Raw genomic sequence first — 25104 nt, forward strand, 5'->3', positions numbered from 1 at the left:
TATGCTTAGGCGGTAAAGCGATTATGCAGCCCGCACTCGCGGTTGCCCAGCACTTTGGTCGGGTCGTAGTAGCTGGTCTCGTTGGGTAGGTCGTGCTTTTCCAGATACGCTCGCATATCGAACTCGGTCCATTCCAGCACAGGCGCGACCTTGACGACGGCGTCCGGCGTGTCCTGGGTAACGATATCCATATTCTTGCGGAATTCGGTCTGATCGCGACGTACGGCGGTTAGCCATACATCCGGGGCCGTCTCGCGCATGGCGCGGCCAAATGGCTCGAGCTTGACCTGATTGGTAAATTCCTCGTGCTGCGGATCATCCACATCCGGAATGCCCATGAGCGCGTCACGACGAGCCGCCGACATGAGCGGGTTGTAGACCGTAATGTTCAGCCCCAGGTCGCTGATCAGCTTTTCCGCGAACAGATAGGTCTTGCGCGTGGCGTAGCCCGAGTCGATCCAAACCACCTGCATGTCCGGTTTGACCTGGGTGGCCAGATGCAGGATCACCGCCTCGTAGGGGCCGAAATTGGTCGTGACGATGGTCTTGCCGCCCAAAGCGGCGGCCCATTCGACAATCTCTTTCGGGTGTTTTCCTGCCAGTTCTGCGTTGGCTTTTACAGCATCGACTTGCATGATCATCCATCCTCAAAATTGGTTGAGTCGGTCGCTTAATACACCTGTTGGGCAAATAGCTCAGCTACCGCTATGCATAGTCTAAGTGCAAAAATATTATTTTAAACGCGCACGATTAGATCGTTTTGTTATTTAATTATCACCAACTTCGGTAGCCAGTCGTGAGGGAAATCTACCGATAGCAGCCAAGCGCCGACTCTCTCGCGGTATATCGGTCACGCTCCGTATTGGCTTACACTGGCGTTTTCTTCAAGCAATTCGCTCGAAATCATGGCTCAGTACATCTACACGATGAACGGCGTCGGCAAGGTCGTGCCGCCGAAAAAACATATCCTCAAGGATATCTATTTGTCGTTCTACCCGGGCGCGAAGATCGGCGTGCTCGGCTACAACGGTTCCGGCAAGTCCACGCTGCTGCGCATCATGGCCGGCCTCGACACCGAAATCGAAGGCGAAGCGCGTCCGATGCCCGGTATCAACATCGGCTATCTGCCACAGGAGCCGCAGCTGGACGATTCCAAGGACGTACGCGGCAACGTCATGGAAGGCCTGGGCGATATCGCCGAGAAGGTGGCCCGCTTCAACGCCATCAGCGAAGCCTTTGCCGAACCCGACGCCGACTTCGAAGCCCTGCTCGCCGAACAGGCCGAACTGCAGGAAGCGATCGACGCCGCGGACGGCTGGGAGATCAACAACACGCTGGATCGCGCCGGCGAAGCGCTGAATCTTCCGCCCTGGGACGCCGATGTCTCCAAACTCTCGGGCGGCGAGCGCCGTCGCGTGGCGCTGTGTCGCCTGCTGCTGTCCAAGCCCGACATGCTGTTGCTCGACGAGCCGACCAACCATCTGGACGCCGAATCCGTCGCCTGGCTGGAACGCTTCCTCAAGGACTTCTCCGGTACGGTCGTCGCGGTCACCCATGATCGCTACTTCCTCGACAATGTCGCCGGCTGGATTCTGGAATTGGATCGTGGCCAAGGCATTCCCTATGAGGGCAACTATTCCTCTTGGCTGGAACAAAAGGAAAAGCGCCTCGCACAAGAGCAGAAAGCCGAGGACTCGCACCAGAAATCCATCAAGGCCGAGCTGGAGTGGGTGCGTAGCAACGCCAAGGGCCGCCAGTCCAAATCCAAGGCGCGCCTGAAGCAGTTCGAGGAGCTCCAGTCCAAGGAATATCAGAAGCGCACCGAGACCAACGAGATCTATATCCCGCCGGGCCCGCGCCTGGGCGATCTCGTGTTCGAGATGAACGACGTTACCAAGTCATACGGCGATCGCACGCTGTACGAGAACGTCTCGCTCAAGGTCCCCCAAGGCGCGATCGTGGGCATCATCGGCCCCAACGGCGCCGGCAAGACCACGCTGTTTCGCATGCTAAACGGCGAGGAACAGCCCGACTCCGGCGAGATCCGCGTCGGCGAGACGGTCGATCTGGCCTATGTGACGCAATCGCGTGAAGAGTTGAACTCCGAGAAAACCGTTTGGGAGGAAGTCTCGGACGGTCAGGATATCCTGCAGATCGGCGCCTACGAGATTCCCTCGCGCGCCTATATCGGTCGCTTCAACTTCAAGGGCGGCGATCAGCAGAAGCGTGTCTCGGAGCTGTCCGGCGGCGAGCGCAATCGCCTGCAGCTCGCCAAACTACTGCAGAAAGGCGGCAACACGCTGTTGCTCGACGAACCCACCAACGATCTGGACGTGGAAACCCTGCGTGCACTCGAGGACGCCCTGCTGGAATTCCCCGGTGCCGTGCTGGTGATCTCGCATGATCGCTGGTTTCTCGACCGTATCGCCACGCATATCCTGGCGTTCGAGGACGATGAAGTCGTGTTCATCGAGGGCAACTATCAAGACTTCGAGGCCGACCGCAAACGTCGCCTCGGCAGTGCCGCCGAAGGCTCGGCCAAGTCCAAGCACCGCAAGCTGGCCTGATCTGCCATTGGTGATTGTAGAAAGCCCCCGGCCTCTCGGTCGGGGGCTTTTTTTTATTTGTCGGAAACCACTTGCCTAACTACGCCTGATCGGCCGAATCGATCGCTCTGAGACTATCGAGCAGTGGACCGCCCGGTTGGCCGTCTGCCCCGAACATCTGTTTCTGAACTTCGATAGCGATGGGTAAAGCGCTGCGCAGCGCTTGCAAGCCGGCGTCTGTGACGTGGAGACACTTCGCACGAGAATCCGCCGGGTTCGGGGTGCGGGCAACGAAACGCTTGGTTTCGAGCGCCTTGATGACGTTGGAAACCTGCATCGCATGAATATTCCCCGCCAGCGCCACTTGCGTCTGGGTCGGTGCCCCACCGTCTCGTGCTAACCAGGCCACCATGGCCAGCGTTGTGAACTGCAGGTGCGTGAGATCCACCGGCGCGAGCTGGCGATCGATGGCTCGAACATAGCGGTGCATGACGCGCCAGAGCACAAATCCCACGGCATTTTCAGGCGCACCGAGCGATTCGTCTTCGAACAATGCCCGCAGATTCATTGTGTTGTCGTCTGTCATGCGTTCCCCGGAATGACGTTGCTGAATGGTAGCCCAAACTTGGACTTGCTTATTATTATAAATGCATTTATTAATAAAGACACATGCTGACCATCCGGAGGGATGCCATGAACACGAAAGCCCTGGACGTTGCCTGCTGGAAATACGATCGAGTCGCCGCCTTGATGAACGGCGAGGTAACAATCGAAGGTGCCGATGCGAGTTTCCATACAGCGCGAATCGTGACGGAGATATTCGAGTCCATGATTCGCGGCCAGGCCTACGATGTATCCGAACTGGGTATGACGTATTTCCTGCGTACGTTCAGCGAGGGCCTGTCGCCGTTCCTCGCCCTGCCGATATTCCCGAACCGCGCGTTCCGGCATTCGGCGATTTACGTGAACAAGCACAGCGGTATCCAGTCACCCGCTGACCTGGCCAGCAAGACCATCGGCGAACTGGCGCTCTACAGCCACGACGCCGGCATCGTCGCCAAAGGCATACTGGCCGACGAATACGGCTTCGATCCCGCGCAGTCCCAATGGCTGATCGGTGGCATCGATTTCCCGATGAAGCCGATCGATTTCGTGGCACGCCCCCACCCGTCGGATGTCGACGTATCGATCGCCGCACCGGATACCGACCTCGGCAAGATGCTGGATACCGGGGAGATTGATGCGCTGGTTTCAGCCGATGTGCCGGAGTGCGTGCTGCAGGGCTCGCCCAACGTGGGGCGCCTGTTCGCAGACTATCCGGCCGTCGAGCGTGATTACTTCGATCGCACCGGCATTTTTCCCATCATGCACACGGTCGTGGTGACCCGTGAGCTTGCGGAGCAAGAACCCGACGTGGTCCGCGCCGTGTACAGTGCCTTCTGCCGCGCCAAAGATATGGCCGCCGAGGCACTGCACCACGGCATGACCTTCAACAACATGGCGACCATGGTGCCGTGGCTGACCGATCTGCTGGAAAAGAACCGAGCCCTCATGGGCGACGACGGGTGGCCCTACGGAATAGCCGCCAACCGCCCGGCGGTTGAGGCGATGCTGCGCTATCACCACGAGCAGGGCATCACCGATCGGACGTACGCCGTGGAGGACATATTCGTGCCCTATCTTCTGGATACGTAGGCGCGTGCGATATCCGACGCCCTGGATGCGGCCGATCAGGCCGGCAATGACCGATCGGGCGCAGTGAATTCGACTGGCGGCAAAAAAGCTTTAACCGATAGGTCAGCATCAGAGCCTAGCCCGACGATCGGCGGCCGAACAACACCGCCCCACACCTTCGACATGGACGAGGGCATGCGCGCCGTGCTGGCGACCTACCACCGGAGCATCGAGGACGGACACGAGGGCCGTGGCGGGCCGCATCGTCACATGGCCGTGGGCCCAGATACCGGCCGCCTGCCCAGCCTGTTGGCGCGCAGCCTCGAATCACCGCACATTCTCGAGCTGGACGCCTCCATGGGCGATTCGAGCATCTTGCTAGCCGATGCAGTATGTGCCACTCGACACTTGACCACGGCCTGTATCTTTACTCGATAAAATTTTGAAACCAGCCAGCGCGCGGTCCGCTAGCGACCCAAAGCGGACTTTCTTCGTATCAATGGCTTTCCGGTCAGGAACGCTACGCAAACTGCAATATCGCCATCCGATTTAAACTGTCCTGAATACCAAAATTCGCGGTACGCTCCTAAAGATGATCGAAGCTCTTAATATCATTCAGTTACCCGAAGCGGAAATTCACACTTCGGTCTGCTCCGCCATCTCGAGAGCGTCATCGACCTCGATCCCAAGATACCGCACAGTGCTCTCGAGCTTCGAATGGCCGAGAAGGAGTTGAATCGCTCGCAGGTTTCGGGTGCGTCGGTAAATCAATGTCGCCTTCGTGCGACGAAGCGAATGCGTCCCATACTCGAGCGGATCAAGTCCAATGCTTTCAACCCAGGATTTCACGATCCGGGCGTACTGTCGTGTAGACAAATGTGACTCTGGGTTCGATCGACTTGGGAAGAGATACATATGCGTTCGCAGTTGAGCTGCAGCGACCCAGGCAGCAATGGCAACACGGGTTTGTTCGGTCAACTCAAATTGAACAGGCCGTTTCGTTTTCTGTTGAACAATTGCAGCGCGGGGTAATACCTGACCACCATGCGAGATGTCAATCGTTCTCAGCGTAACGAGATCGCAGCCTCTAAGCTTGCTGTCTATTGCAAGATTAAAGAGAGCCAAGTCTCGCGTATGCTGCGCAAGCTGCAATCGAATTCGAATACCCCATATCTCGCGAAGCTTAAGCGGCGGCTTGGGGCCGACGAGCCGCCCTTTATTCCATGGCAAACGTACTGTGGCCGAAATCGAGTCGATCGCGTCTATTTCTTGGTCAACCATCAGCGATACCTCCCCTCATAGATAATCGTCGCTAAGGTTTCGGCATTGCCGATACCAGCAAGCGCCCATCGATGGTTAAAAGACCAACCCCAATCACTGCTACGCCGGCGTAATCCGCGGCATCAAGAGACTCCCCGAGCACTGCCACCCCCAGGCCTGTGGCGACAGCTGGGATCAACAACGTCACGAGTAGCAGATTGGTGGCACCAGCACTTTCCAGCAGTCGGAAATACAGGATGTAGGCGAGCGCCGTAGAAAAGAGCCCCAGACCCACGAGTGCTAGCCAGACCGTCAAACCGGTATTCGGCGATGGCAATGCGGAACCGGAAACCAGCATCAATACCAGAAGCACGAGGCTCGACATCGTGACCTGACCGGTCGCAACCGCGATCGGATCGACCTGCATTCGTTTGAATCGTCGGCCATACACGCCAGCGCAGGCATAAGAAAAGGCGGCGCCGATGATCGCCAGTTGCGCTATCAGGTTTTGGCCGATATGAATCACGCCATTGCCGCCGACAACCAGCGCTACCCCGAAGAAACCGATGATCACACCGACCACCTTGTTCGGCGTCATCCGCTCGTCCGGCAGGCACGCACCGGCGACTAACACGGTCAGGAATGGCGTGGTCGCGTTCAGGATCGAAGCCAATGCGGCTCCGACATCTCGCTGTCCCCAGACGATCAGCGAAAACGGGATCACGTTATTCAGTACGGCCATCACCGCGAACGCCGCCCAGATGCGGCGATCACGCGGAATAGGCCGGCCGATAAATGCCGCGAAAGTCCACAGTGCTATGGCCGCTAGCGCAACCCGTAGAAATACGATCGCCAGCGGTGACACCGCGTCGATCGCGATCTCAACAAAGAAGAATGACCCGCCCCAGAGAAGCGCGAGCGCCAGGAGCATGGCCCACTCTCGGGCGCCCATTTGTTGATTGATCGAACCCATAGCCGACAAACCTCGTGTGATACAAGACACGCGATAGTTCTAACGACTGATAGGCCGCGGCACAGTCTAATTCTTGCGCTTCCTTTCAGCCGATCAGTCGGCAGCCGTCATTTGCGAACGGTTGCTGACCGACGATTTCGCTTCGCGGCGAAGCAAATCGCGCTTTCGCGTGACACCCCAGCGGTATCCCGATATTTTTCCGTCGGTTCGCACGACACGATGACAGGGGATCGCTATTGCCAGCGGATTGGACGCACAAGACCGGGCGACCGCGCGTGCTGCCTTCGGCGAACCGATCCGCCGCGCGATCTCGGTATAACTCGCTGTCTCACCGCAGGGAATTTGTTGAAGCGCTCGCCAGACACGCTGCTGAAAAATGGTGCCTTGGATATCCAGCGGCAGCTCGAGGTCGTGCATCGGCGTTTCGACAAAGCCCACGACGGCCGCGACATGGGCTTCGAACGCTGGGTCACCGCCGATCAGTTCGGCGCAGGCAAACCGATCCTGTAACTCTCTTATCAGTACATCGGGGTCATCGCCCATCGTAATCGCGCAGATTCCGCGTTCTGTCCCGGCGACCAGAATCGCGCCGAGCCGCGTTTCACCGATAGCGAATCGAATGACGTGATCGGCTCCCTGATTGCGATATGACTTGGGCGCCATACCGAGCGACCGACTGCCCGCCGCATAGAAATGCCCGCTTGATTCGTAACCGGCGCCGAATACTGCGTCGGTTACTCGTTGACCGTCGGAAAGCGCGGATCGGACACGCCCGTCACGACACGCGATCGCATACTGACGCGGCGTCATTCCGACCGCATTTTTGAATAGACGATGAAAATGGAATCGACTCATGCCAGCCTGCTCGGCAAGCACGGAAAGTTGCGGCGCTTTTTCGCTTTCCTGGATGAACCGGCACGCGCGTGCAATGCGATCGGCTTTGTCTGCTGAACGAGACAGCCCATCCGGCGTGCATCGCTTACAGGGCCGGAAACCCGCCTGTTCAGCTTCCGTTAGGCTCTCAAAAAAGACGACGTTTTCACGCCGCGGTGGCCGCGATCGACAACTAGGCCGACAATAGATACCCGTAGTCTTGACCGCGTAGAAGAATTCACCGTCAGCCTGGGCGTCGTTGGCAAGTACTGATGCCCACCGGCCTACATCTTGCTGCTCGCTCATATCAGGCTGGCTCGATATTCGAAACTCCGAACCAATCTACATCGACAGCCGCTCTAACACGTCCTGAAAGTTGCTTTGTAATTCGTTAGGGAACGCTGATTCTGCGGCGAGGGCGATTGCTCCCGACCCAAAGCCGACGGTCGCAGTGTCCCGCAACAGCTCGTACAAATGCTCGGACCCACAGAGGCTCGCGGGAATAAATCAGTGTCTCCTTTGCGCGGCCGATTCGGAATTTCAGGACGCAGCTTCAAATCCGCATCGACCAAGCCGCCGCCAGTTCGAATGGCTGGTCGAGCAGGAGCGTCCACAGGTCGCGCACCGTCGTCTGCATCTCTCCAGACTGTCTGACTGTGACGGCGGCGGCGCGGTGCATCAAGCCGTTCCTGAGCTTTCGTGCATCTTCGAGTCTTTGATTGAGAGACGTTGCGATCAGCTTGCCATTCGCGAGCGCTTCGATCTTGTTTTGCAGCTTCCACCTCGCAAACTGAGTATTCGAGACCGGTGCGACCGTGTGGCCGCGGGTAGCGAACGGTTTGGGGGTTGCTATGCCCAACAGGCCGTAGACCCGGAAGATTTCGTCAATCAGAGCTTCGGCGACCGAGAAGTTAAGCGCGAGGCTAGCCGCTGCATGCTGCTCATTGTGGAGAATAGCGGCCTGATAGTTCATCACCATGCAGGCTTGGAGATCCACCGATTCGAACGCGCTGTGCCGGTCCGCAATATGGTCCAAAAACGAAAGCGCCGCCGCGCGCTGTTCGTCTGTAACGATGCGCATCCGCGCAGGCTCTTCGCGGACCAGGCGTATCTTCGGGTTCAGCACGGCCGCCGCGTATTTGGAATGTTCGATGTGCAGCTGTGCACCTGATACTGTGAAGGCGAGAATCTCGTCCATGCCTGCGTATTGTGCGCCGGACATTGCACTGTGACGCAGTGCCGCCAGGTGGCCGAATATGGCTCCGGCAATGAAATTGGCGAAGATGATTCGCCGTCCTTGGAGCTCGACGACGTCGTCATGATTCTGCATGACGTATTCCGGTACGGCGCCGGAGCCGGTCGTCTCCAGGCGGTCGATTGAAGCGAGCGGGCCAGAATCCATGAACGTGAAGCCGATCGTACCCAGGCGGCTTAGGTAGATGTCGGCCACGTCTGCATAGCGATGGGTATCAATCAGGTCGAGACCGTTCTCTCGATTGCGGACTTCCCCGAAAAACTCTTCCAGGTTCGGCACGATCAGAAATCTGTCCGGCAGTTTGCGGGCCGTGATCTGCATATCGATTCGCCATCCCAATGCACTAACCCCAAAAGGAAAGCGAGCACCGGAAACCGTTACCGTTACCGTTTAGGAAATCCACGGATTCCTTCGCGGGTCGTTATTGACTGAGCACTATCCTTAGGGAAGTCCCGCTCACCGAAAGGCGGCCTGAGCTAACTCAACCAGGATTGGCCTGTAATATGGCGGCGCATCCGGCCCACGACGTCTTCGGCCGGCGCTTCGAGGGCTTCCATGGAATTGTGCGGATCCGTAGGCATTCCTGACCCTCAAGATGAACTTGCCCGCTCTTGGTCGATCACAACCCATAGCAGACGCTGGGGGCGCCCGATACTCGTAATCGTCCTATTTATCCGGGTCGATTGATCAGGTTACGTTTCAACCACCACGGGCGTGCCGATTTGATTGGCCACCGCCGTATAGAGTTTCGCTTCGACATCCGGGGCTGTAATCGAAATGAGCAGCGAGTAACGTACCTGTAGGTCATATCGCTCCAGCGACTTGCGCGTTTTCCACCAGCCTGTTGCCGGATAGACCGCGACCATGCCGCGGCTTGCCAGCTCCGCAGCGCTGCCTGTCCAGATGTCCGAATGCAAAGAACCTTTGTGGCGGTTGTCTGTGCCGATGGCCCACTTGTTGTCGCTTCCGCGCGCTCGGGTATGACCGTCCTCGTCGCGGGCAGCTGCGTTGATGCGTGCGCGAAAGAACTCCTCCGACTCCAAAGGCCGCTTGACGTCGAATCTGAGGCAATGAGATTCGTATCGATACCGGGATTTCACGCCACGCGCGGACGGATTGGGCTCGATGAAGTAAGACAACGTCACGCGCATTTCGACGTCGGTTTCACCCAATGCTTCCAGTTCCGGCAGCGGCCAGGGTAGCCGATGCAAGTTCATATCCCGAAACTTCGGTTCGGAATTCTGCTCGCGCACGTATGGCCGCAGTCGGCTTTCGCAAACCATCGTCAGCGAGTTTTCGAGGCTCCACATGGCTCGGTCCAGAGTCGGCTCGCCAAAACCGCAATGGCGAACCAGCGCCGCCATCTGTGTCTTTGTGGGCTGCCCGTTGCCGGGTAAAAACATTTGCTTCATCGCAGGCGTCCAGCGAGCAGAGTGCACCATCAAGGCACGAATAGTCTCGGGCCACAGGTTCGGGTATTCCGCCATAAGTTGTGCGGCCATGCGCGCCGCGAGCGCCGAGGCGGCACTGGTTGCGTTGGTTGTGGTGAAAAGCCGAGTGTCCGGTTGATGGCCAGTTGTCAGCAAACAAAGGCTCGGTATACCGATCGCGCCCAATTCATTCTTTGCCACATTGCCGCCTTCAAAAACGACGTCCGGTTTCAGCGCCCAATGAGCTTGCCAATTCTGCGAGGTTGTGCTGAAAGGGCTCAATCCACCTTCAGGCGCCACGGGCTGATAACCTTGCGTATCAGGTTCCGTGATGTTGACCAAGTGAGAGCAGGCGCCGATCGTGAGTGCGTTCCAAGCTTGCGCCGGGTCGTGAATACTGTCTGTTGTATTGCTATCTGGATACTGATCCCATGCGTGGTTATCCTCGATATTTCCCGCAGCAAGAATGAACAGACGCGGCCTTTCGGCCTCATTCTCGGCATCAGCAGCGAGACGATCAATGGTTGCGGACCACGCCGATGGCCTACCTCGATCGCGGTTGCCCTTGGCGGTAATGGAGCTGCTGAACACACGCTGCCGCTGTGGCGCCGTAATCTCCGGACTGGCGACGGCCTGTATCGTCAAGTAACCATGATGTTCCGGGTCATGGTCGTTCGCATTGTTTTGCGGCAGTAGCTTCACCGATTCCAGTCGATGTGCGATTCTGATTTGTTGATTGTTATCAAGCAAAGGCGTCAAATTGCCAAGCAATGCAACTCCGGCCAGGCCGGTTCCGTGGCCGTCTGTGTCGTTCTTACCCCAGGCTGGGTTGACTGTGTGCTTATCTTCATCAGCCAGCGCCGGGGCGAGGAGCTCATGGCCGTTATTGACGCCCATATCGAACAGGCATACATGTGGTGTATTTGCGCCGTTGAAATTAAAGAATAAGCGGTTTTTCAGTTCTTCGAGCCACTCGGCCTGTTCTTCATTGGGCTGAGAATCGAAGAAGTCAGCGGTTTCCTTTACGCGACGCAATTCGGCGATGCTGTTCAAAACCTGGACAGAGCGTTTCATCTGGCCTACCGATCCAAACATCATCAGTACGGTGCGTTCGGGAAACTCGAGCTTGCTTTCAGCGAGTTTAAATCCCAGGCCGATGGCTGCGTCGCTGAAGCGCTGAATTGTAATTTGTCGATCGTCTCCTGCCGGCAGCCAAACTTCCCACCAGAGTGTGTCGTTATCGCTGGTCGGCAGGAGGGCAGGATCGTCGGTCCACAAATCGTTTAGCGTAGCAGCGCGTATTGCTGCAATTGTGTTCAGCAGGCTGGCATTCCTGGGCTGACGACCATCTCTGGTCTCGTCCAGATAGCTTGCAATGAGGTTTTCAAATGCATCCAGTTGGCCTTCCGGCACGAAAACCATCGCATATGTGAAATCGCCTTCATGCCGCACGTTCCTAAGTTCGATGCCCGAGCCTCTGCGGTCTAGACGCTCGAATGCCAGCTCTATTTCCGGGAAACTTTGAAATTCGATTTGCAGGCCGAACCCGTCTACCAGACCAGATTCCTGCTGCACACGCTTCGCGTTTGCCTGCGTTTGTGCTAGAGCCTGTAATTGCCCGAGCAGCAAATTGCCGTGCGCATGTCGATCCCTAACGGTCGGCGCATTAGTCGCAATGGTTCGAGGCGGGCGAGAAAATGGCTCGGATTGCGCGTTATTTTGTAGAAAGAAATGTGGCTTGTTGGGCTCGTCTTGACCTGCCATGCAACTCCCCCGTTACTTTTTTATTACCGATTGCTCAGCCTCTCGGAAACACCTTGTTGTTCTTCCAGCGCGGTAATAATGGCGGTTTTTGATACGACGGTTTTTCGGCTCATTAGCGCCGTTTTCAACGCCTCATCGGCAGCCCGTGTGACCTCGGCGTGACTCAGACCGGCGGCTATACTCGCCAGATATTCCCAAGGCATGCTCTTTGTCGTCTTACTTGCCAATCTGGCCCGTAGAAGTGCGGCTAGGTGGCTTTCATCCGGCAAACTGTAATGCAAAAGATCGTCGAAACGCCTGTACAACGCATTATCGAGAATATCGGGATGGTTCGTAGCGCCAATAATCAGACTGTGAGAGCTATCCTGCTCAATCATTTGCAAAAAGCTATTTAGAATGCGGCGTACTTCGCCCACATCATTAGTCAGACCACGCTGTGAACCGATAGCGTCGAATTCGTCGAAGAAATACACGCCCCTAGCCTGCTGTGTCGACTCAAAAATCTGGCGTAGTTTAGCCGCTGTTTCGCCCATGAACTTCGTGATCAGACCATCCAGTCGCACCTGAAATAACGGCAACCCCAACTCTCCGGCCAATACCGACGCGGTCATCGTCTTGCCTGTACCAGGTGGCCCCATTAACAACAGTTTGCGGCGCGGTTCTAGACCATGGGAAAGAATGTCTGCTGCGTGCCGTTGCTCGCGGACGATTCGATCAAGCTGGCACGAAAGAGAGTCGCCCAATACCATGTCCGCTAAGCGGCCCTTGGGATGGCTGACGGTCAGCAAATTGGCCAGTTCACCCCGGGGTTGACCAATAGAAACCGTCTTACGGGCCGCCTGGTTAGTAGCCTGCTGTGCCTTGGCTCTGTCAACCAGATCACGCAGATCTCCAGCCAACTTACCATGACCCGCTTTCGCTTCACGCGCAGCTACTTGCATCGCAACCGAGTAAAAACGGTCGGGATCATCGTCCAGATGCGACTGGATAAGCGCTTTGATCTGGTCAGCGCGGGCCATGATTATCTCCGGTAAGCTCAACGCCATTGTAGATGGTTGTCTATGGCAACACTATAATCGTCGGCTAGAGCTTCAAAACCTCTTGTGAAGCGATCATTCATTTGTACTTGAATTGAATTCGCAGGCTGGACTAGCCAAGTGGGATCCAACAGTCCGCGGATGATGTAGAAACGGGTTACGGTTGCGGGTTCGCCATGCCCGCTTCTGGCCGATAGCAGCCATGTCCCAACAAAGCTCGACCTCAACCGTCTTGTTTAACCCGTCCCATTCATCACAGCCGATATTTTTAGCTAAGATGGCTGAATGCAAAATACAGATACCCTCGAACAGATTCTGGCCCAGCTGACGCGACTGGCCGATACCGCGGATGCCCGCCTGGCCGAAGAGCGGCGCACGGTGGGTGGCGATATTGATTGGTCGGCGCTGGCTTTTCGCTGGCGCGACGATGGGCGGCTTCAAGCGATTTCATCGCCCAGCGCCATGCCGATCGACCGCCTGCATGGCATCGATCGCCAGAAGGACAGGCTGCTCGCCAATACCCGCCAGTTCGTAGCCGGAGCACCGGCCAACAACGCCCTGCTCTGGGGCTCGCGCGGCGCCGGCAAGTCGTCGCTGGTCAAGGCACTGCTGCCGGAATTCGTCGATCAGGGGTTGCGCATCGTCGAGGTGCCGGCGCACCGGCTCGTGGATCTGCCCGATCTGGTGGCCATGCTGACTGATCGGCCCGAACGTTTCATCGTGTTCTCGGACGATCTGTCGTTCGAGGCAGGCGACGGCAGCTACAAGGCGCTCAAGGCCGTACTCGACGGCTCGCTCGCCGCCGCACCGGACAACGTGCTGATCTATGCCACCTCCAACCGACGCCACCTGCTACCCGAGTATCAATCGGAAAACCAGGCCGCCCAGCAGGTCGACGGCGAGATCCATCACAGCGAAGCCGTCGAAGAGAAGATCTCGCTGTCCGAACGCTTCGGGCTGTGGCTGTCGTTCTATCCTTTCGACCAGGCCAACTATCTGGCGATCGCCGCCAAGCATCTGACAGCACTCGGACACGACGCCTGCATCGGCGAGGACGCACCCTGGGAACGCGCGGCCCTGCGCTGGGCCCTGGCCCGCGGCACCCGCAGCGGCCGTACCGCGGAACAGTTCGCACGCGACTGGGCCGGTCAGCAGCAGGTTCGTTGAGAGCGACGCATACCGGCATCGCCGCAACCTCGAATCCCGTTGACTGGAAACTCGACAAGGTCCGCTAACCCGGCCTGCCTCGTGGGCTATTCAGCCTGGGTGCGCACTCGATAACGCGCTACCCGCGCTCTTCCGCCGAGTCGGCATGCGCCGACGGTCGTAACTTCTCGCCGCAACGGCGGCACAGATAATCGGTGCCCTGCTGGGCGCGCTTGTGACGGATGCTGGTCAGCCAGGCCGGTTCGTCGCAGGCGCAGGCATAGCGATAACGCTTGAGCTGGCGCGTAGGCTCGGCCGGCAGGGTATGACAGGGCGCCGGCTCGATGCCGAAGGCGCGCATCAGCGCTTTCCATTCCTTGCCGTGTGGCTTCGCGCGACGCCCGTACAAGCGATAGATGACCACGTGGGCGACTTCGTGCGGCACCGTCTCGGCCAACATTTCCTGCGGATGCGATGCCAGCAGCTGGGCGTTGATCCGAATCCGGCAATCGCGACTGCGGCGCGCGAAGATCGCCTGGCCAGCGGCGCGCCCGCGCAGGTCGAAAGCCACGGTCGGCACCGGCAGACGCCGGGCGCTGACTTCGAGCAGCGCCCGCGCCTGTTCGATCCAGTAGGCGGTACGCTCGATAGCCTGCGCCTGCAGGTCGTCGGCGCTATCGAGCGGCAAACTGTGCTGGCCGGCCTGCCCCATGCGGCTACCTGATTCGAAAGACGATTGATGCGTCAGGATACCTGCTTGCGGTGATCCTCGCGCAGTGCGGGCAGCGGCCTGGGCGTCGCCGTCATCACCCGGATCTGGCGCAGCGCCAGCCGCTGGCGGCGGATCCACTCGGCGTCCGCGAGCTTGTCGCGCATGCAGAACGGAAACGTCTGACTGAGCTCGGCCAGGCGCCGATCGGCCGCCTCGCGAGCTCTCACCAGTCGATCGTGTTCGCCACGCAGTGCTGCCAACGCTGGTGGCAGTTCAGCCATGACTTCGAGTGCGCGCGTCCTGGCCAGCAGACCACGCAAGGCCTGCGAATCACCGCCTCGATAGGCGCGCAACACCTCTGGCCACAGCAGTGCGCGTGCGTCCGCTGCCGCGCGCGGGCGGAGTTCAGGGTGCAGTGCGTTCAACAACGCCCGAAAGATATGACGCAGCTGTGCGGATTCGTCTGCGTCCAGCAGCGGCCATTGCGCGCGCGCCGCCACGCGGGCCGCGACCACCGCGTCGTTACCGGCGCCAACACCGGACTGCAGATCGCCGAACGCGGCCCAGTAACGCGCGGCCCATTCGGGACCGTCATGATGGCGCCAGTCGTACTCGATCGCCAGCGCCCGGGCCAGTTGCCGTCGCTGCGCGAGTGTGGCGTCGTACAGGCGTTGTGCCGCCGGATGAACAAGATGTGTTGCCATGTTTACAGCCATGATGACTCCCCTGTTGATCGCTTTGTGATGCGCTGTTGTGGGCGTTACCACAGCATCGCGCAGGGGGTGGGTCAGATCGCGACCCTCAGCTGTACGAAATCACAGTTCTGAATAGAGGGCCGCGGCGGCGGCCAGGCGTTCGGCGATTCGGGCGCGCAGTGCGTCCGGGCCCAGTACCTCCACTTCCGGCCCGTAGGCCAGCACGTCCTTGAGCAATTCCTCGGAGGCGGCATAAGGCACATGCAGCTCGTAACAGCCATCTTCACACCAGCGACCCTGCTGCTCCGGATGCCACTGCTCGTCAGCGACCCAGCGCGCCGCACTCGCCGAGAATCGCAGGATCGCGATATGCGCCGGCGCGCCGGAGAAAATGCCATAACCGCCGCCCAGCTCTGCGTCTAGCACCCCGATGTCCATGTCGAGCGACGCCTGCTCGACCATGTCGGCATCGCGAATACGGTCGAGCGAGAAGCTGCGCAAGCCCTCGGCGTCGTGACACCAGGCATCCAGATACCAGTTGTCGCGATAATAGATCAGCCGCTGCGGCGATATACGGCGGGTGGTTTCCCGATCACGCGCCCGCCCGTGATAACGAATAACAAGCTGGCGCCGCATCGCCAATGCCCCGGCCACATTCGGGAACGACGCGCCTGGCCGGCGCGCGGTTGCCCGCAGAATCCGGGTCCGCCGCGAAAGCTCGCCCGTGCCCATGGCCCGGCTTTCCAGGATACGCTCGAGGCGTTTGCGCACCGGGGCCAGATCGGCGGCGAGCAGCCCCGGCTGAACAGTCTCCAGCAGCTGGTCCATGGCCAGCAATGACACCAGCTCGGAGGCGTTGAACCACAGCCCCGGCAGTTCGAAATGCGCGTCTTCGGTGGCCTGCTCATCTCGCGCGTAGTAATAACCGTTGTATTCGCGGTCGTATTCGATCGGCGCATCCAGATACAGACGCATGTCGCGGATGATCCGCTTGACCGTCGCCGGCGAACACTCGAGACGCGCTTCCAGGGTGGCCTTGGCAATCGGCCGGCGTGCGCCCGCCAACTGCTTGTGCAGGGCATAGATACGATCGAAAACGTTCATGCCGACGAGTGTAGCGTTACCCTGTCGCGCAAAGAAAAGCGGCGCCGTGGAACGACGCCGCTTTCATCGACCCCGACGGCGTCAGTCGGCGTCGCGACGAGCCTTGAGATTCACGATACGCGCATCATCTGTCACGGGCGTTTCCGCGGTGGCATAGGCGTTATCGGCGTCCGGATAGACCGCCCGCAGGTACTCGGCCAGGGCATCCTGCTCAGTGCCGCTGGCAGCGAAATCGGCGTTGCCGGGGTCGTAGGCGGTATCGACCTGACTCGGGTCGGTGACCGTTGCCGGGTCCAGATCGACGCGTTGAGGATTGCTTAGTCCCATGAGCGGATAGGCGTCGCCACATTCGCTGGTGCTGCCGTCGTAGTTCGCGCTCGACACACATTGCGCCGTGAACGCGAGCAGCACCATGCGGATCGGGCGCTGGGGGTCGCCTCTCAGCGCACCGTCCTCAACCAGCGTATCGGTTACATTGCCGGCGTCGTCGATCAGCTCCAGCGTGCGCACCCGGTTGCCGTCGCCGTTCACGCCGCGGTTCATCTGCGCGCCGCTGCCGCCGCTGCGTGCGGTCATATCGCTGTCGAACGCCATTCGCATGCCGCCGATCTGCGGAAACTGGCCGGGCGTGGCCCCGTCGGCAGTCGCAGCCACGGCATGCTCGAGGACGTCCCGCAATTCGGCTGCAGTAATCGTAATCAGCGTCAGACTGTTGTTGAAGCGCAGCGCCCCGCCGATGTCGAACTGCGAAATGCCGCCCTCCGGCTTGCCAATCGAGGCGTTGGCCTGAGGCGGCCGAAACTGTGGCGCATCGTCCGTGGCACCCGGCGGCACCACGATTCGGCCGATCGAGTCGCGAATGCCGCCGCCGTTCTTGAGCGAGACCTGCACGCCGGGCTCGACCTGACGCGCGTAGTAGAGATTCGCATCCGCGCTCAGATCGCCAAGATTGGTCTCCTCGGTGCGTACCTGGGTGCGCCGGCCATCCAGAAACACCTCGGTATTGCCCTGGACGTTGCCATCCTGATCCACGAGGACCGCCTGCAACGCGGACTGGATCTCGGTCACGCGATCACTGGCGGTCGCGTCCAGACCGCGATTGGCGAGCATTTCGACGACAGCGTCGCTCGAGGCCCAAGCCCCGTCCTGCGTGCTGTCGAGCTTGTTTGGGAGCAAGATGCCGTTGGCATCGAAATCCACGACCAGGCGGCCCAGATATTTGTAGTCGCCGTCGGTGTTGACCACCAGCGTCGGCGAGCCGTCCGGGCCGTTGAACGACAACGGATACGTATCGGCGGCCACATCGCCCGAACGCAGCACGTCGTCATTGTCGGCCAGTAGCGTATTGGAGCCGCCGGCGATGATGATATCGGCATCGCGCAGACGCGTGGCCAGCGCTTTTTCGATGGCGATCTGCTGCATGTGGGTCATCAGGATGATCTTGTCGATGCCTTTGGCGACCAGCGCATCGATGGCGGGCTGAATCGCCGCGGCGAGCGCGTCGTAGCCCGCATCGTCCATGGTGAAATCGGACGGCGCGAGCGTGATGCCGCCGGTCGCCGTAATGCTCGCCAGAATCGGCGTGCTCGCCCCGACCAGGCCGATCTTCTCCCCGTCGACGCTGACTACCGCCGAACCGGCCAGTCGCGCTGAATCGTCGGCAGCGGCGTCGCCATCGTCGATCACCAAGTCGGCCAGATTGGGGTCACCGCTGAAATCGGCGTTGGTGGACAGATACGGGAAAGCCGCGCCCGGGTAGTCGGCGTCCGGCTGAATCAGTGCCGCGAACGCTTCGGTACCAGGGTCAAGATCGTGATTGCCGAGCGCGGACGCGGCCACGCCCAGCGCGTTGAGAAACAGTATGTCTCCACGGCCGTTGCCGGGCACGCCGAGCGCGGCGGTGGTTTCATCGGTGGTCACGCCGGCGGCGAAAAAACGCGGCCCGGGGATATAGTTGTCGCCCGAGCTGAGCACGAGCGTATGCGCGCCGAGTTCGGGGTCGCTTTCGAACGCGTTCAGCAGCGCGGAGAAGTTGGACACGTTATCCAGCGCTGCAGTGGAACCGTCCATGTCGGAGAAATGCAGCAGCTGCAGACGATAGCTCGCGTCGGTCGTCTTGCCGTCGCCTGAACTGGCCTGATTATTATCGTCGTTATCGCTTGAACAGGCCGCCAACGCGACCACGATTCCCACTACGACAGCCTTGTACAGGCCGCGCTTGCACAGTCCCTTCATGCCGATCCCCGCTTGTACTTGTGCGCACAAGCATGCCGCGTGCCTGCGGCAAACGTGTGAACGAGGGATGACAACACAGTGACGCTTGCAGTCTGACATTGCACTGCACAAACTGATCCATTGATCGAACCAGGTCGTAAAGCTCCGTTACATGATTCGTCTACACGAAACCGTCCGCGTGGCCCGCAGCGCCGCCGATTGCTACCGCTATATCGCCGATTTCTCCACCTGCGAGCAGTGGGATCCGGGCGTCTACCGCGCGCTCAAGACCACCCCGGGCGCGCCGATCATCGGCAGCGCTTTTGCGGTGACGGTACACATGTTCGGCCGGCGCGTGACCCTGGCCTACACCATCACGCACCTCACGCCCGGGCGCCGCATCGAACTGCGCGGCGAAGGCGCCGGCGTGACCACGCACGAGATCATCACTTTTGCCGCAGACGACCACGGCGTCACCATCATCGACTACCGCGCCGATTTCGAGCTGGGCGCCACACTGCGCGCCACGCGTCCGCTGGTCGCGCCGTTGTTGCGGCGAATGGGCAGACGGGCAGTCGCCGGCCTCAAGGACGCGCTCGAGATAAAAAGCGTGGCCCCGGCCCAGGGCTGGTTCAGCTACGCCGCAGATCACAGCCTGATCGCGGCGACGCCGGGCTTTACCGAACGCGGCTATATGGCGATGGACGACAAATCGCACAGTGAATACATCGACGACCAAGTGGTCGTCATCAGCGGCGCAACGCGCGGCATCGGCCTGGCCATCGCTTGTGAATACGCGCGTCTGGGCGCCCATCTGGTCCTGATCGGACGCGACGGCGATCGGCTCGACCAGGCGATGCAACGCATTCGCGACTTCGCCGGCAGCGCAAGCACATCAATCGAGGGCCACGTCGCCGATCTGCTCGACGTGGGTCAGACCGAGACGGTCGCGCGGCGTATCGCTGCCGCGCACCCGCGCATCGCGGTGCTGGTCAATAACGCGGGCGCGCTGTTCGACGCCCACGCACTCACAGACGATGGTTTCGAACGCAGCGTCGCAATCCACCTGGTGGCGCCGTTCGTGCTCACCGAAAGCCTGATGGCGCCGCTGAGCGCCGCGCGCGGGCGGGTGATCAATATGTCCAGCGGCGGCATGTATCTCCAGGCGCTACACCTCGACGACATGAACTTCGAGCAGGAGACCTACAGCGGCACCAAGGCCTATGCGCGCGCCAAACGCGGACTCGTGGCGCTCACCCGCCACTGGGCACGGCGCTACGACGAGACCGGAGTGCGCTTCAACGCCATGCACCCCGGCTGGGTCGCCACGGCCGGGGTCAGCGACGCCATGCCGGGCTTCGAAAAAGTGATGAAACATCTGCTGCGGGATCCGCGTATGGGCGCGGACACCGCGGTCTGGCTCGGCGCGTCCACTACCGCGGCACGCTGCAACGGCGAATTCTTTCTCGACCGCCGACCGCATCCGACCGCGGTCCTGCCCAATACGGCGGTCAAACCCAGCGCCGCGCAAGCGCTCTATGCCTGGCTGCGCAACGAGACAGGAGTCGCGGTTCATGGCGTCGGGTAAGGACGAACAGCGCCAACGCCGCCGTCGTATCTTTGGCGTGGGCGTTCGCAGCCTCGGGCGCAGCGTGCTGCATACCGTGCCGGGCTACGATCGCGCGAAGGGCTGGCAGAAGACCGGCCAGGACCTGTTCGACACGCTCGGCGGCCTCAAGGGTGCGGCCATGAAACTCGGCCAGATCGCCTCCCAGTACCGCGATTTTCTGCCCGAACAACTCGCCGATCAGCTGGCACGATTGCAGCGCGACGCCGAACCCTGGGACTTCTCGCGGCTCGAGCCGGTACTCGATGCCAGCTGGAGCGCCGCTCAGCGCGCCCGGGTGGTCGAAATCGAGCGCGACGCCATGGCCGCAGCCTCGATCGGCCAGGTCCACGCGGCCCGCCTGGACGATGGTCGCGATGTCGTGGTCAAGATCCGCTACCCCGGCGTCGCCGACGCCGTGGATGCCGATATCGCCAATCTCGGCAGGCTGCTCAAGCTGTCGCGTTTCCTGCCGGTACGCGGCCGCGATATCGACACCGTGCTCGAGGAACTGCGTGAACGCTTCATCGAGGAAACCGACTATCGCAACGAGCTGATCAACCTGCATTTCATGCGGGGCATGCTGCTGTCCGATCACGTGCTACCCGAGCCCGTGGACGATCTGTGCACCGACTGCGTGCTGGTCACGACCCTGGTCGAATCCACGCCTATCGACGGCGCGCCGTCCTCGCTGGGGCGTACTATTCTGCGGTCGGTCATCGAGCAGGTGTTCACCCACGGCGCGCTGCATGCCGACCCGCATCCCGGCAACTTCGGCGTTACTGAAGACCAGCGGGTCGCTCTGTACGACTTCGGCTGTGTGAAATATCTGGATCTGGAGACGCGCACCGCGCTGCGTGATGTGATCGGCGCGGCGCTGGCCGAGCGCTGGGCGGATGTTCACGCGGCCCTCGAACGCCTGGGCGTGGTGTCACCGGGCAGCTGGAAAGACAATGCCGAACTCTATGCCGATATCTATGCCCGCCACGCACGGGCCAGCATCGGGCCCCTGCGTACCAGCCCCACTTACGTGTTCGCCGACGATGGACTGATCGAGTCGATACGCGGCGAGATCCGCGCCTCGCTCAAGTACTGGCGCTATTTCAATGCCGCGCCCGAACTCGTGTTCCTCATGCGCACGCTCAGCGGCCTGTACTGGATATTGCGCAGCATCCACGCCGAGGCTGAACTGCATGCGGAGCTGGAAGCCATTGCCGCGGGCCACTACGATCCGCCGGCGCCGCATTGACGACGCTCGGCTAGCGCGGGCAGGCGACGCGGGGTATGCATTTGCAATAAACTGAGCGGTTAGCGTGCCGCCATGGCCATTTTTGTCGGGTTCCCTCACCCCGATCGATAATCAAAAAGGTATGTCATGAACCCCCACCTGTGTACAGCGAACCGGCGTTTGCTGCCGTTACTCGCGATGTTCCATGTCGTGATCATCGCGGCCAGCAACTATCTGGTCCAGATTCCGTTCGGGCTGTTCGGTTTCCACACCACCTGGGGCGCGTTCACGTTCCCGTTCATTTTTCTGGCCACCGATCTGACCGTGCGGTTGTACGGTGCGCGGCTGGCGCGCCGGATCGTGTTCCGGGTCATGTTTCCGGCGCTGGTCGCCTCCTATCTGCTGTCTGTCTTGTTCGTCGACGGACAGTTTGCGGGCCTGCACGCCCTGCTGGTATTCAACCTGATCGTTGCCCGCATCGCACTGGCGAGCTTCAGTGCCTATCTGGTCGGTCAGCTGCTGGACGTGCATGTCTTCAGCCGCCTACGGCGGTTGCGCCGCTGGTGGATCGCACCGACCGTGTCCACGGTGTTCGGCAACATGGCCGACACGCTGCTGTTTTTCTCGATTGCCTTCGCCGGCAGCAGCAACGCGTTCATGGCAACCCACTGGTTCGAGATCGCCTGCGTGGACTATGCCTTCAAGATGCTGATCAGCCTCTTGATCTTCCTACCTCTCTACGGCGCCTTGCTGGGCTGGATATCGCGTTATCTGCAGGCTCTGGCTGCCGACCGGGAGGCGCGCGTCGCCGCTTTTTTACGCTAGGACGTATCGTCAATCCGGCATGAAAGACATTGGGGAGGACGGCTTTATCGTGTCCTGATACTGTCGATCCTAGTCTGTAAGCACGCTCGAGCCGAAAACCGGTTCACGCAAAGGCGCAAGGACGCGAGGAGCAGGAAAAACCACGCGCCGTCCACAGCCCGTTGCCTGTCATTTACGCCTTGGTGTCTTTGCGTGAAGCATGCCTTGTACCTGGCGTTTCACAGCCCGTTTCGGCACATCAGGGCCGCGTTCCAGGCACGGGCTGAGCACGCGTGGCTGCTGGTGCACGCCGATTCAGGGACAGGAGTCGATTGATGAAGCGCCTTCGCTACGCATTGATTTGGCTGGTACTACTCACGAGCACACCAAGTGCTCTCGCCGCTGATTCGCAACCGGTAGATCCGCGGCGACCGTTGCCAGACGGCTATACGCTCGAGATCCGCTATGGTCGCGCCCCAGCACAATCGGCCGTCGGATCCGGCGCTGTACCCGACGCCCGCTTTCTGAACACAGCCAAGCGCCTGGACATCGCAGTAGCGCCGCGCGACCACGGACGCGTGGCAACCCACGACGCCACGCTCGTCTATCGAATCGATGCGTCCAGCCAGGCGCCTGCCATCCAGCTCGCCATCGAATTGACCTATTCGCTGGCAGACGGCGAACGCGCGCTGCAGACACAGGTCGTGCTGACTCCCGGCCGCTGGCTCGCGCTGGCATGGACAACCGATACTGGGACAGACAGCGGCGATCGCCGGAGCGACGCCTCGGCGGTATTCGTGCGCCTCGACCCGAAGTAAGACATCGCCTGTTACCGCCTGAATTGACGCGCAGACACCGCGGGCGGCCTTTTACTGGCGTTGCGAATGAATAACAACCCCGAAACCGCGCCACGACACGCAGTGACGGCGCGATCCGGGCAGATCGAAACCACGCAATCGGCCGCTAGGGAATTGCTTGCATCACACAACCGAAACTTTTTCCCGTATGCTTTTGTCACAGCAGAGCCGAGGACGTCGTGTTCGAATATCGAATACGGTGGGCGGGGGCCCCAAAGGGTCGAAGAATGGAAAAGACTGATCGTTTCAGTTTCGCCGCTTTTTTTGTGGCGTGCCTGTTTCTTGCTTTTATCGGCGGCACATTCGTCGTGCTTGCCAAGGTTTTCCCGTACGAATATCTGAGCGATGCCTACAAGGCCGGCACCGCGCTGATCGCACAGGACTCGGTCACGGATCGCTATACCCAGACCGACCAGTGGCGAGACGCGCGCACGAACGACCGTGGCGTCACCATCAACGACACGGACCGCGCCTATAACGGCTATACGCTGTATACCGGCGGTGGCAGTGCCTACGCATCACTGATCGATATGCAGGGCAACGAGGTCCATCGCTGGTCCCTGCCCTACAGCAAGCTCTGGGACAAGACTCCGGACGGTCGCGGCGCACGCCCGGATGATCTGATGTACTGGCGCAAAGCCGTCATGTATCCGAACGGCGACCTGCTGGCGATCTATATCGCCGCCGGCGATACCCCCTGGGGCTACGGCATGGTCAAGCTCGATGCCGACTCCAACGTGATCTGGAAGTACCACGGCGCGACCCATCACGACCTCGATATCGCGCCCGATGGCCGCGTACTGGCACTCACGCACGCCTTCTCCGACAAGACGTTCTCGGAATTCCCCAATCTGGCGAAACCGTTCCTGGAGGATTATCTGGTCGTGCTCAACGGCAAGACCGGCGAGGAAGAGCGCAAGATCCCGTTGTTTGACGCCTTCTATAATTCGCGCTACCAGCCGTGGCTGACCGCGATCCCCGGCTTTGCGACGGAAGACCCCTTGCACACCAACAGCGTGCAATTCATCGACCCGCAACTCGCCAGTGCCTTCGCGCCAGCCGGCGGTCGGCCTAATCAGGCGCTGCTGTCGTTCCGTCATCCCGGCACCGCGGTGCTCGTCGATATCAATAGTGGTCAGATCACCTGGGCCTTGAAAGGCTCCTGGCTCGGCCAGCACTCGGCGCGTGCGCTCCCGAACGGGCATTTCACGATCTTCGACAACTACGGCCATTTCCAGGACCACAACATGACGCGTGTGCTGGAAGTCGACCCGTCCGACGACCAGATCGTCTGGCGCTATCAGGGCGACGAGCAGCACCCGTTCTCCAGCCGCCTGCGCGGCGCGGCTGCAACGCTGCCCAACGGCGATCGTCTGATCACCGAGTCGGACGGCGGCCGCCTGTTCGAGGTCGCACCCGATGGCACGATCGTCTGGGAATTCATCAACCCGGTGCGCGGCGGCGACAAGGATCAGTACATACCGGTGGTTTCATCAGGACAGCGCATCAAGCCCGCGGAACTGGACCCGGATTTCCGGGCCCAACTCGATTCCAAATAGGAAGAGGTCATCAATGGATCAACGTCATTCCTCCGTCAAAGTCTCACATCCCCTGCTTCGCACGGGCCTGATCATGGCCCTCGCGCTGGCACCGCTGGCCGCGGCGCAGGCCTACGTCGGGCCAGGCGCCGGCCTGAGCCTGCTGGGCGCGCTCTGGGGCGTAATCGCTGCGATCGGGGCAGCGCTGCTGTTCGTGATCACCTGGCCGTTGCGGCGCATGCGCCGACGCAAACGTGACGCCGCAAAAGAGGCCGAACAGACCAACGCGGCCAATAGCACGCCCGGCGATACAGCGTCGTCGTCCGACCCCGCCGACAAGAGCGCGCCGCGTTCCTGATCGCGATCCCATATAGCCGGCCCCTGCGGG

General features: G+C 60.4%; 21 protein-coding genes. 9 read left to right on the top strand and 12 right to left on the bottom strand.

Annotation, left to right across the window (positions count from 1 at the left end):
• Nucleotides 1-5: 5 nt before the first annotated feature.
• Nucleotides 6-635: a phosphoadenosine phosphosulfate reductase domain-containing protein gene (locus tag ACFOSU_RS14125; protein ID WP_380690572.1), complete on the bottom strand. Its 630-nt coding sequence runs from the start codon at nucleotides 633-635 to the stop codon at nucleotides 6-8.
• Nucleotides 636-905: 270 nt separating this feature from the next.
• Here ACFOSU_RS14125 and ettA point away from each other — a divergent pair, with 270 nt between their 5' ends.
• Nucleotides 906-2567, top strand: a complete 1662-nt coding sequence (ettA, locus tag ACFOSU_RS14130) for an energy-dependent translational throttle protein EttA (protein ID WP_380690573.1) — start codon at nucleotides 906-908, stop codon at nucleotides 2565-2567.
• A gap of 79 nt (nucleotides 2568-2646) precedes the next feature.
• On the opposite strand, the gene ACFOSU_RS14135 is transcribed toward ettA, so the two are convergent.
• Nucleotides 2647-3132: a MarR family winged helix-turn-helix transcriptional regulator gene (locus ACFOSU_RS14135; protein ID WP_380690574.1), complete on the bottom strand. Its 486-nt coding sequence runs from the start codon at nucleotides 3130-3132 to the stop codon at nucleotides 2647-2649.
• A 107-nt stretch (nucleotides 3133-3239) separates the two neighbouring features.
• On the opposite strand from ACFOSU_RS14135, the gene ACFOSU_RS14140 reads away from it, so the two are divergent.
• The gene (locus ACFOSU_RS14140; RefSeq protein WP_380690575.1) at nucleotides 3240-4241 is read left to right on the top strand and encodes a 4,5-dihydroxyphthalate decarboxylase; all 1002 of its coding nucleotides are present in this window, start codon (nucleotides 3240-3242) and stop codon (nucleotides 4239-4241) included.
• Between the two features lie 615 nt (nucleotides 4242-4856).
• Here the strand turns inward: ACFOSU_RS14140 and ACFOSU_RS14145 are convergent.
• The 6 genes from ACFOSU_RS14145 to ACFOSU_RS14170 form a co-directional block, all read right to left on the bottom strand.
• Nucleotides 4857-5501: a tyrosine-type recombinase/integrase gene (locus ACFOSU_RS14145; protein WP_380690576.1), complete on the bottom strand. Its 645-nt coding sequence runs from the start codon at nucleotides 5499-5501 to the stop codon at nucleotides 4857-4859.
• Nucleotides 5502-5532: 31 nt separating this feature from the next.
• Nucleotides 5533-6453 (bottom strand): DMT family transporter, encoded by a 921-nt coding sequence (locus ACFOSU_RS14150; protein ID WP_380690577.1) that lies wholly within the window; start codon nucleotides 6451-6453, stop codon nucleotides 5533-5535.
• A gap of 93 nt (nucleotides 6454-6546) precedes the next feature.
• Nucleotides 6547-7632 (bottom strand): bifunctional DNA-binding transcriptional regulator/O6-methylguanine-DNA methyltransferase Ada, encoded by a 1086-nt coding sequence (gene ada / locus ACFOSU_RS14155; RefSeq protein ID WP_380690578.1) that lies wholly within the window; start codon nucleotides 7630-7632, stop codon nucleotides 6547-6549.
• Between the two features lie 247 nt (nucleotides 7633-7879).
• The gene (locus tag ACFOSU_RS14160) at nucleotides 7880-8902 is read right to left on the bottom strand and encodes a hypothetical protein (protein WP_380690579.1); all 1023 of its coding nucleotides are present in this window, start codon (nucleotides 8900-8902) and stop codon (nucleotides 7880-7882) included.
• Between the two features lie 371 nt (nucleotides 8903-9273).
• The gene (locus ACFOSU_RS14165) at nucleotides 9274-11775 is read right to left on the bottom strand and encodes a S8 family peptidase (RefSeq protein ID WP_380690580.1); all 2502 of its coding nucleotides are present in this window, start codon (nucleotides 11773-11775) and stop codon (nucleotides 9274-9276) included.
• 23 nt (nucleotides 11776-11798) lie between these two features.
• A complete protein-coding gene (locus ACFOSU_RS14170; RefSeq protein WP_380690581.1) occupies nucleotides 11799-12794 on the bottom strand; it encodes an AAA family ATPase in 996 nt (331 codons plus the stop codon).
• A 303-nt stretch (nucleotides 12795-13097) separates the two neighbouring features.
• On the opposite strand from ACFOSU_RS14170, the gene ACFOSU_RS14175 reads away from it, so the two are divergent.
• On the top strand, nucleotides 13098-13979 hold the full coding sequence (locus ACFOSU_RS14175) for an ATP-binding protein (RefSeq protein ID WP_380690582.1): 882 nt from the start codon (nucleotides 13098-13100) through the stop codon (nucleotides 13977-13979).
• Between the two features lie 118 nt (nucleotides 13980-14097).
• Here the strand turns inward: ACFOSU_RS14175 and ACFOSU_RS14180 are convergent, their stop codons facing one another.
• The 4 genes from ACFOSU_RS14180 to ACFOSU_RS14195 form a co-directional block, all read right to left on the bottom strand.
• A complete protein-coding gene (locus ACFOSU_RS14180) occupies nucleotides 14098-14670 on the bottom strand; it encodes a SprT family zinc-dependent metalloprotease (protein ID WP_380690583.1) in 573 nt (190 codons plus the stop codon).
• Between the two features lie 32 nt (nucleotides 14671-14702).
• Nucleotides 14703-15374, bottom strand: coding sequence for a hypothetical protein (locus ACFOSU_RS14185; protein WP_380690584.1), 672 nt, complete (start codon nucleotides 15372-15374; stop codon nucleotides 14703-14705).
• Nucleotides 15375-15485: 111 nt separating this feature from the next.
• Nucleotides 15486-16469 carry a helix-turn-helix transcriptional regulator gene (locus ACFOSU_RS14190; RefSeq protein WP_380690585.1) on the bottom strand — a complete coding sequence of 328 codons (984 nt, stop codon included), beginning with the start codon at nucleotides 16467-16469 and terminating at the stop codon, nucleotides 15486-15488.
• An 81-nt stretch (nucleotides 16470-16550) separates the two neighbouring features.
• Complete coding sequence (locus tag ACFOSU_RS14195) at nucleotides 16551-18704, bottom strand: bifunctional metallophosphatase/5'-nucleotidase (RefSeq protein ID WP_380690586.1); 2154 nt, start codon at nucleotides 18702-18704, stop codon at nucleotides 16551-16553.
• Between the two features lie 151 nt (nucleotides 18705-18855).
• Here ACFOSU_RS14195 and ACFOSU_RS14200 point away from each other — a divergent pair, with 151 nt between their 5' ends.
• The 6 genes from ACFOSU_RS14200 to ACFOSU_RS14225 all read left to right on the top strand — a co-directional run bounded on the left by ACFOSU_RS14200 (nucleotide 18856) and on the right by ACFOSU_RS14225 (nucleotide 25074).
• Nucleotides 18856-20271 carry an SDR family NAD(P)-dependent oxidoreductase gene (locus ACFOSU_RS14200; RefSeq protein ID WP_380690587.1) on the top strand — a complete coding sequence of 472 codons (1416 nt, stop codon included), beginning with the start codon at nucleotides 18856-18858 and terminating at the stop codon, nucleotides 20269-20271.
• Nucleotides 20258-21538: an ABC1 kinase family protein gene (locus ACFOSU_RS14205; RefSeq protein ID WP_380690588.1), complete on the top strand. Its 1281-nt coding sequence runs from the start codon at nucleotides 20258-20260 to the stop codon at nucleotides 21536-21538. The genes ACFOSU_RS14200 and ACFOSU_RS14205 overlap by 14 nt, the downstream gene beginning before the upstream one ends.
• Before the next feature lie 126 nt (nucleotides 21539-21664).
• Nucleotides 21665-22342: a 7-cyano-7-deazaguanine/7-aminomethyl-7-deazaguanine transporter gene (locus ACFOSU_RS14210; protein WP_380690589.1), complete on the top strand. Its 678-nt coding sequence runs from the start codon at nucleotides 21665-21667 to the stop codon at nucleotides 22340-22342.
• A gap of 314 nt (nucleotides 22343-22656) precedes the next feature.
• Nucleotides 22657-23139, top strand: a complete 483-nt coding sequence (locus tag ACFOSU_RS14215; RefSeq protein WP_380690590.1) for a hypothetical protein — start codon at nucleotides 22657-22659, stop codon at nucleotides 23137-23139.
• Nucleotides 23140-23405: 266 nt separating this feature from the next.
• Nucleotides 23406-24737, top strand: coding sequence for an arylsulfotransferase family protein (locus ACFOSU_RS14220; RefSeq protein WP_380690591.1), 1332 nt, complete (start codon nucleotides 23406-23408; stop codon nucleotides 24735-24737).
• A 13-nt stretch (nucleotides 24738-24750) separates the two neighbouring features.
• Nucleotides 24751-25074 carry a hypothetical protein gene (locus tag ACFOSU_RS14225; RefSeq protein WP_380690592.1) on the top strand — a complete coding sequence of 108 codons (324 nt, stop codon included), beginning with the start codon at nucleotides 24751-24753 and terminating at the stop codon, nucleotides 25072-25074.
• Nucleotides 25075-25104: the final 30 nt, after the last annotated feature.

The organism is Salinisphaera aquimarina, assembly GCF_042643355.1.
GTDB classification, from domain to species: domain Bacteria; phylum Pseudomonadota; class Gammaproteobacteria; order Nevskiales; family Salinisphaeraceae; genus Salinisphaera; species Salinisphaera aquimarina.